Annotated in this window: 10 protein-coding genes and 2 pseudogenes; 4 read left to right on the top strand and 8 right to left on the bottom strand. The window is 58.3% G+C overall.

Annotation, left to right across the window (positions count from 1 at the left end; genetic code table 11):
* The 8 genes and pseudogenes from FHS82_RS20095 to FHS82_RS21275 form a co-directional block, all read right to left on the bottom strand.
* The coding region (locus FHS82_RS20095) for a replication initiator protein A (protein ID WP_166956323.1) at positions 1-1,110 on the bottom strand (1,110 nt) is incomplete at its 3' end.
* A complete protein-coding gene (locus FHS82_RS20090) occupies positions 1,100-1,381 on the bottom strand; it encodes a helix-turn-helix transcriptional regulator (protein ID WP_166956320.1) in 282 nt (93 codons plus the stop codon). The genes FHS82_RS20090 and FHS82_RS20095, both read right to left, overlap by 11 nt.
* Before the next feature lie 141 nt (positions 1,382-1,522).
* Positions 1,523-1,879, bottom strand: a complete 357-nt coding sequence (locus FHS82_RS20085) for a DUF2285 domain-containing protein (protein ID WP_343042639.1) — start codon at positions 1,877-1,879, stop codon at positions 1,523-1,525.
* Positions 1,880-2,048: 169 nt separating this feature from the next.
* On the bottom strand, positions 2,049-2,297 hold the full coding sequence (locus tag FHS82_RS20080) for a transcriptional regulator domain-containing protein (RefSeq protein WP_166956317.1): 249 nt from the start codon (positions 2,295-2,297) through the stop codon (positions 2,049-2,051).
* A 234-nt stretch (positions 2,298-2,531) separates the two neighbouring features.
* Positions 2,532-2,789: a DNA -binding domain-containing protein gene (locus FHS82_RS20075; RefSeq protein ID WP_166956356.1), complete on the bottom strand. Its 258-nt coding sequence runs from the start codon at positions 2,787-2,789 to the stop codon at positions 2,532-2,534.
* Positions 2,790-2,923: 134 nt separating this feature from the next.
* A complete protein-coding gene (locus FHS82_RS20070) occupies positions 2,924-3,169 on the bottom strand; it encodes a helix-turn-helix domain-containing protein (protein WP_166956314.1) in 246 nt (81 codons plus the stop codon).
* 333 nt (positions 3,170-3,502) lie between these two features.
* A pseudogene (locus tag FHS82_RS21280) lies at positions 3,503-3,679 on the bottom strand (DUF736 domain-containing protein); the annotation flags it as partial.
* Positions 3,680-3,793: 114 nt separating this feature from the next.
* A pseudogene (locus tag FHS82_RS21275) lies at positions 3,794-3,948 on the bottom strand (DUF736 domain-containing protein); the annotation flags it as partial.
* Between the two features lie 139 nt (positions 3,949-4,087).
* Between FHS82_RS21275 and FHS82_RS20060 the strand changes: the two are divergent.
* The 4 genes from FHS82_RS20060 to FHS82_RS20045 are packed head-to-tail and all read left to right on the top strand — an operon-like array spanning position 4,088 to position 7,723.
* Positions 4,088-4,447 (top strand): hypothetical protein, encoded by a 360-nt coding sequence (locus tag FHS82_RS20060; RefSeq protein ID WP_166956311.1) that lies wholly within the window; start codon positions 4,088-4,090, stop codon positions 4,445-4,447.
* Between the two features lie 37 nt (positions 4,448-4,484).
* Entirely contained in the window at positions 4,485-5,189 is a 705-nt protein-coding gene (locus FHS82_RS20055) for a hypothetical protein (RefSeq protein ID WP_166956308.1), read from the top strand.
* A gap of 27 nt (positions 5,190-5,216) precedes the next feature.
* Positions 5,217-7,187 (top strand): carbamoyltransferase C-terminal domain-containing protein, encoded by a 1,971-nt coding sequence (locus tag FHS82_RS20050; RefSeq protein WP_166956305.1) that lies wholly within the window; start codon positions 5,217-5,219, stop codon positions 7,185-7,187.
* The gene (locus FHS82_RS20045) at positions 7,175-7,723 is read left to right on the top strand and encodes a GNAT family N-acetyltransferase (protein WP_166956302.1); all 549 of its coding nucleotides are present in this window, start codon (positions 7,175-7,177) and stop codon (positions 7,721-7,723) included. The genes FHS82_RS20050 and FHS82_RS20045 overlap by 13 nt, the downstream gene beginning before the upstream one ends.
* Positions 7,724-7,797 lie beyond the last annotated feature (74 nt).

Below are 7,797 nucleotides of genomic sequence, written 5' to 3'. Positions count from 1 at the left end.
ATGATCCGGCTCCCGGTCCGTGAATCCGGTTCGCGTTTCCTGGAGCGAGTTCATGAAACCTCGCCCCGGTTCGCGAAACCTGGCACCCCGACAGATGTTGTTCACATCCTGAATATCCTCAATAGAGTTATATATTCTGTTAGAGTCTAAGTTAAGGGGGCGATTTTCGTTGTCGCTATATCGACTTAAGCCCTGTTTTGGTTCCTGATGGCACGAGTGTCCGGTTCCTGATAGCACGAAGGAATTCACAGGTTGTCCACAGGGCGCCTGTTGAAAAGTCAGATGCGCCTGACCGCCCCTCTCCGTATCCAGAGCCAGCGTGTAGCCAGGCAGCGGCTGGCGCCGCACGATGTCGCGCAGTTCGAAAGCGAAACGCTTGTGCGGCGACAGACTGCCGGACTTCTGGTGCAGGTGATCGAGATCGAAGCGCCAACCCGCGGGCTGACGCCCGGCATGCTTGCGCACCAGCCGGTAGAGCCAGCGGTCGAGGCCACCGGTGAGACCGAAATAGGCCCGGTTTATGGTCAGGACGAGCGCATCCTCGATGACCGCCTGATAGAGCCAGTCCGGGATGACCATTTCCACCCCGTTCGGCCTGCCGCCGCGGCCCGTGCGTTCCTTCCATTCGTTGATCCAGGAGAACCGGTGCCGCCGTCCCTCGGCCGGCTGGCGGATCGAGGTGGACACCGTTGTCGACTGCAGCCGGTCGAGGGCCGCCTTGAGGCGCTGGTAATCCCTGACGGAAGTGCCGCGGCCGATGAACCTGAGGATTTCGTAGGGCGTCGCCGCCATCAACCGCGAGGTGGGGATGCCGGCGTCGCGGGCCTCGACGAGCTGGCTCGCGGCCCAGATCAGGATATCGGCGTCCCAGATGGTGGCCATGCCGTAATCGGGCACGGCCTCGACCCGGATCGACACCGGGCCGGCGCGGAAGTCGATCGGCGTGGTGCGATGGGATTTGGACAGGGAGAAGAAGGGGTAGGTCATCAGATCCTGCACGTCACGCGGAGCCGCATCGGTCGAAAGCGCCCTGAACGGATCGAGGCGGGCGCGCTCCGACCCCGGGCCTTGCCGCCCGGGGTCGGAGAACCTGCGCCGGTTATCGGGCATGACGGCTCGCGCGGGCGGGAAAGGCGATCGGGTGGCGCTTGGCCGGCAGCACGGCGCCGCGGGGATCCGAGGTCGAGGTGACGGCGCCGCGGGCCGCCCATGCCTCCAGTTCGTCGATCGCGTAGACGACGCGTCCGCCCAGTTTGTGAAAGGTTGGACCCGTGCCGTAGGTGCGGTGCTTTTCGAGGGTGCGGGCGGAGAGGCTCAGGAATTCCGCGGCGTCCTTGGTGCGCAGGAAGCGCGGCGGGATAACGGCGAGATTGGGTTGCATGGCTGTGGCCTTCGTCGGGTTTGTTGACGCCGCTGGGGTCCAGCGGCCGACGAAGGTGACATTGGCGAAGCGGAGCCGGTGAGTTGCAGTGGGAATTTGGGGGAAGCCAAAATTCCACAACCGCGATCGCCAGGCGGCAGGCTATGGTCGTCGGCGATGACGAAGCAGTTTGCGATAGCCGCCGGCGATCAGGCGCCGGCCATTCGTGAGGAGGTCCATGACGGCATGACGCGCCGAGGCAGCCTGCCATTCATCGCGGGTGAGCTTTCCCGTCCGGAAGATCACCTCCGCGATCTCCTGCTGCGTCGCCCCTGCTCGATGGCCGTCGATTGCCTGCAGCATGCGACGGGCGCGCGCCCGTTGCTGCCGGGTGAGGCGCGTATCGGGAGGAACCTTGCGGCCATGCAGGGAGGCGAGGAGCCGTGTGACGGCTTCGACGCGATCGAGGCCTTCGTGCCCGAGAGAGACGGCGGCAACAAGGGGCTGATCGGTACTCACGCCCGGCGGCAGCACGACATGAAGGCGCTGACCGTTGCCGAGATCATGCAGATGGTGAAGCCCATCCGCGGCAGCGCGGACCGGAAGATCGGCGAACGCCGATGCCGGGATGGTATCGAGGAGAGGGACGCGAGGGGCCGGAGCAAGAACAACGGAACCCGTGTCCTCTTCAGGGAGCCAGAAAACCTCCGTCTCGTTGGCGGGAAGATGCGGATCGACAGGGAAAGCAGAGACCCCACTGTTGGCTCACGCGCCGGATCAGCATATCCACCGGAATTGTCGTCCGGTCGAACCCGACGTAGTCGTGCTGGTAATCCTCATTTCGCCGCAACCATTCCCAGCCGACATCGGGAGACGACAGATGATCGATGTAGTCGTAGTTCGGCGACGATCGCCAACCGGATGTGTCAGGCAGCATGGCAATTCCTCCAGCCGTTTACGTCACGCAGTTGGAGCAGGCCCGGGCGAAATGGCTGTCTGCTCGATAGCCGATCCACTCAGTCCGTCGGGTTGCGCATGATCATGCCCGAACGGGGCTTCTGCGCAGCGAAAAGCGCCGACAGCCTTTCGCCGTGCTCTAGGATTGCGATTCGGCAGGGTGAGAGGAAGTCCCCGATCAGGCAACGGGCGTTGCCGTTAAGGCAACACGGCGTTAGTGACGTTTGCCCTCCTGGACGAGCAGGCGATAGCCGTGTGTGGTCATCCAGCGCGCCCGGGCGAGATGGCTGTCGTGGACGCGGCGTGCGCGCTCCGGCTCGCGTTCGGGGTCCAGGCCAAAGAGTATGGAGACCGCCTCGCGCCAATCCGCCCCGTCCGTCGCCGCGTCCAACAAGCGCAGATAGAGCTTCATATGCGTGCGGTCATAGGCCGTGAGCGTCTCACTCTCCGGCGGCTCATCCAGAAAGGTCATGGTGGTCAACGCTACCCCCCAGCAACGGTAACTTTCTTCTAACTCCAAACACGGTCCATGTCTTGCGGAGTCTTGCCGACTCGTTGTTCAGGATGTGACATCCCGATCAGAAAGCAACAATGCGCCGACGTCGATCAACGGTCGTTGGCTCTGTCATGCACCACAAGAACGCCGATACCCTGCTCGGAGTTCAGAAAAACGACGCCGTTATTCTCGAAGGCCTTGCGCACCTGGTGACGCGTCGTCTCGTACACCACGAGATCGTTTTCGGACTCGAGGCGTTTCAGGGCGGTCAGCGATACCCGGGCCTTCTCGGCAAGCGTCTCCTGGGTCCAGCCAAGCAACGCGCGCGCGGCCCGCGATTGGCGAGCGGTGATCATATCGACCACCTCCCACCGGGACGCCTGCGAATGCCAGAACTACGGCTATAATAGTTGCTCTTGCCGCGTAATGCCAGCCGAAATGATGTTCATTGGCAGGAAGATCACGAATTGACTGTAAGACTGATTCGGCTGCCCGTGCACCAGCGCGCGTTGGCCGAGCCGCTGCGGGCAGCACCGCGGGCGAGGATGACCTCATTAAGGAGATCATCGAGATCGCGGAAGAAACCTGCGAGACGCTCTTCCGGCGCCATGCGCAACCTGACTGAGAAGAAGTCCGGCTGACGGCGATGCTCCGCCCGGCGGCACGGGCGGAGCATTGTGGGTGCTGGCTCAGTCGCCGTTTCGCCGACCGTTGGGACGGGACCAGATCAGGCTGTAGCTCTCACCGTCCTCGTCGTCGAAGAGGTTGGCGAAGATGGGGCCGGTGAACGACGGATCGTCGAGCTTGAGCCCGAGGTAGTCGCGGCCCTCGCTGGAGCGCTTGGACCAGGCGGCGCCGATCTCAGTGTTATGCGGTGCACCGCATAACGTCGATTATGCGTAGCGCGGGGTTATGCGGAGTCTTTTGCTAGCAGCTCCGATTTTTCGGGGCTTTTGTTGTTGTATCGCTCCGCATAATCGGCGCAGTCTACCAATATCCAGCGGCTGGGGGCGTTCTCGCCGGTGGCGCGCAGGTCGGGGACGATGCGCGCGCCCTTAGCCTGGGCTCTGAGGATGACGATGTCACTGGTGAATTCGTTCGAGCCGGTCTTCTTGGAGGTGTCGATGGTCGCCATTGTAAGTCTGCGTTTTCCGTTCCCGAGCTCGCACCATTGCGGCCCCGATGGCGATCGGTTGGCAGGAGGTGCTCGGCGTCAGCCACGTCGACTTGGTAGGGCCTGACGACGGCGTCTGAGGAGCGCTCCCGCGAGGATCATGTTTCTCGTCAACGCTGGCGGCGTCATTGACTACAGCCGCACATTGCGGGAAGATTACTTCAGCCGCAACAAAGGGAGGATCACAATGGCTCAGAATTCATCTGGTGAGTTAGAAGCCGCCCTGCCCACGCTCATAGAGAAGCTTAAGGCAATGCAAGAGTCGCTGAATGACGATGAAAAGCGAGTATTTTCCGACATTATTCGTTCGGCTGCAAAACATAGCGAAGTAATAAAGGCAGCAGGAGAGGGAGCATTGGAAAAAATACGTTATATGAAACCCATGTCGGTCCACGCGACTGACGCTGTGAGAGAGCATTTAATTGGCCTTCCGAAGTCTCTTGATCTTTCTTCGGAATAATAACCACTATTTATTTCTAAGCAGTGAGATTGTAGCTATGCTTTCTTCACGCATTTTACAACTCTCCGAGTCACTCAATGAGCCCGAGCGAGACAATTTGAAGCTGCTGCTAGGAATGGCTGCGGGGCAGCTTATTCCGAGCGATGCCGAGGAGGTCGATTCCGCCCGGTTTGAGGCATACAAGACAGTTGCCAGTTGTCTTGCGCGCCTACAGCCTCATCGGGATCGAGTGCCCAAGAACGGAATCGCTTGGCGAGGACGGCCATCGTTTCTCGATCACGCGATGTTGAATAGTTTAAGGGAAGAAGCCACAAGAGAACGTCAGAGTGCGCTTCGTCACGATGAGCACTTTCTGGGTTGTGGTGGCATCCTCGCAAATGAGCTCGCAAGCTCGACAGATCTTCTCTCGCTAGTGGAAGGTGTAGCCGGATCAGTTGCTGCGACGGGTACCGCCAGCTACATCTATTACGACGAACCTGGACAGAACATCTGTCCACATATCGATACGGGGATTTTTTCTGTCAATGCATTATTCATGTTGCGGCATGACTTCGTGGACCGTCCCCTGTCGTCGCTGCAACTGTACCCGGTCGACGCACCGCGGGAGACTTTGCAACTAGAGCCGGGAGAACTCATCGTGTTCTGGGCCGACAGCGTCGTGCACGCCAGAACTAGTGTGGGGCCAGGTGAGGTTGTGAACATTCTCACTGTAGGATTTTCCCCAAACGTCGTCGACGATTAGCGCTTAGCTTTAGATGCGAGCAGGTGGATGAGCGTCATACTAGGGATACACGTAGGACATGATTCATCCTGCACGGTATTGAAGGATGGCGGCATCGTATCGGCCCTGCAACAGGAACGTGTCAGCCGCCGAAAGCATGACGGTGAAGAGGTCTTGTCGAATAGGCTTCCCATAACGGCGTGTTTGGATACTGCTGGCGTAAATATTGATGACGTCGAATTTATCATTTCATCTTTTCAGTCCGTTGCTGATGCCAGCTTCGGTCTTCACAAACCTCTCATCGAATACGATTTCAACATATTTGATCCTTTCGATTGCCGGCACTATGTCATCTCGCATCACCTCGCTCACGCTTGGCATGCTTATGCGGGCAGCGGCTTCCCAGATAGTGCGGTCCTTGTTGTAGACCGGGCGGGTTCATCGACGGCCGCCGGGGAAGACTATGCTCAGCCATTCAGCGAATGGTACGAACAGATCACGACATGCAGGGGAGAAATTCTCCTAAAAACAGAATCGCTCAGCATTTATGACGCGGTTGGAGACAATGTCACACTCTCAACCCGACGATATAATGTTCCACATATACAGCCACTGACATTTATCTGCAGCGCTGCCGGCCTGTACGATAACGTCTCCCGGCGTATTTTCGGTAGCGAGCATGCTCACGGCCAATTGATGGCACTGGCGTCTCTAGCCTCAAGCGACATCGCAAGGAGGGTGCCGCGTGGTCCCTTGGTGAATCTTGACGAGACATGGCCAGTATTCCGGAACGATTGGCAACATATTCTGCCACCAGAACTGAGCGTCGAAGAGCAAGTGAACCTCGCGAAGCAGTGTCAGAGTGCCTTCGGTGATGTAATGGCAAGGTACACTCACATCGCTTTGGAGCTTACCGGTCGACGGAAACTTGCTGTCGCCGGAGGAGCCTTCTTAAATATAGTGGTAAATCGAGATGTTGCGGACCGCATTGGGCCGGAAAACTATTTCGTGCCAAGTGCTCCAAGTGATGCGGGTATTTCGATGGGCTGCGCGTATTATGGCTGCCGCGTTATTGCAAAGAAGCCGACGCTGAGACTCTCGACTGACCGACTTGGGCCAATATGGTCTGAAGAGAGCATAAAGCAGGCGCTGCATCGGTTCCAGTTTCTTCTGGAGGTGACGCCGTACGACCGTGAAGTAGTCGTCCAAGAGTTGGTCCAAGGGAAAATTATAGGTCGCTGGTATGGGCGATCCGAATTTGGCCCAAGGGCGCTTGGCGCCCGTAGCATCTTTGCGAATCCGATGTTTGTATCTGCCAAGAAAACACTCAACGATATAAAGGGGCGGCAGGAATGGCGTCCGGTCGCGCCGATAGTAATTCGCGAGAGAGCGCATGAATTCTTCGTTGGCCCACTACCTAGCCAGTGGATGACTTTCGCGCATACCATATGTGAGGGCTATATCGACAGCTTCGGTGCCTTGGCGCACGCCGATGGATCCACGCGAGTTCAAACACTCGAGGAGGCGGAGGATCCCGAACTCCATTCGATTCTGACCGAGTTCGCGGATAGGACCGGCATTCCCGCCTTAGTCAACACATCGATGAATGGGCCAAATCAGCCAATTGTCGAATCGCCCGCAGAGGCGATCGAGTTTTTCATTCGATCTTGCGCCATAGATGGTTTGATACTCGGCAACTACATTGCGCGCCGACGTGATGTTAATGAGGTCATGACAGATGTTTTTGGCCGTGCGCGGCTGGCGCCCGCGGTTATAATTTCGTTGGTTTCGTTAGCCGGCGAAGAACGGCTTGTAGTGACTTCGCCATATAAGGCACTGAATCTCGACGGTGATATGCTCAGCCTGTTCCAATGGCTAAGGCAGTGGCGGACGATGCCTGAAATATCGGCTCATCTAGAGGCTCTTGGGGCCGATGGACGGAGCTTCTGGCCTGTGCTGATAGCCGGTGTTCTCGAGTTGGACTGGAGTGGAGAGGGCGACCGCGCATGCCAAATGTAAGCTTCGGACCGCTCGAAACCGAGCGCCTTCTGCTGAATCCTTTGCAGCCGGAACACGCCGCACAGATGTGGGAAGTACTACGCGATCCTGCACTGTACACATGGATCCCCCGTGAGCCACCAGGCAACGTGGCTGCAGTGGAAAATCGCTTCAAGGCGGTGTCGGTCGGGCGTTCGGCGGACGGCCGCGAGCAGTGGTTGAACTGGACCGTTTGGCTGCGGACAACTGGCGCGCCCGTTGGATTGTTCGAGGCTACTATACACGAAGATGGGAAAGCTTATGTCGCTTATATGATCCGACAGTCCTTTTGGCGACGTAGATACGCACTCGAGGGGATGAAGGCTGTAGTCAGCGCACTGTTCTCAAACGGTGTCAAAGAGATTGAAGCGGAAATTGACAGTCGGAATGTTCCGTCGATTTCCCTGATGTCTCGTCTCGGTTTCGTTTTTGTGGAGCGAAAATCCAAAGTGGAGTTCTTCAAGGGCGCGTGGAGTGACGAAGAGGTTTGGAGAATACTTCCGTCTCGCCAATTGTAGCTCATCGCAAGGAGACGATATGCGGCGCCTGCTGTGCCGTCGATGATCAAGGCCAGATGCCTGCTGTCTTCTAG

Source organism: Pseudochelatococcus lubricantis (assembly GCF_011762225.1).
Classification (GTDB): Bacteria; Pseudomonadota; Alphaproteobacteria; order Rhizobiales; family Beijerinckiaceae; genus Pseudochelatococcus; species Pseudochelatococcus lubricantis.
Note: the sequence above shows the minus strand (reverse complement) of the source record. Positions and strands in the feature narration are given on the sequence as shown.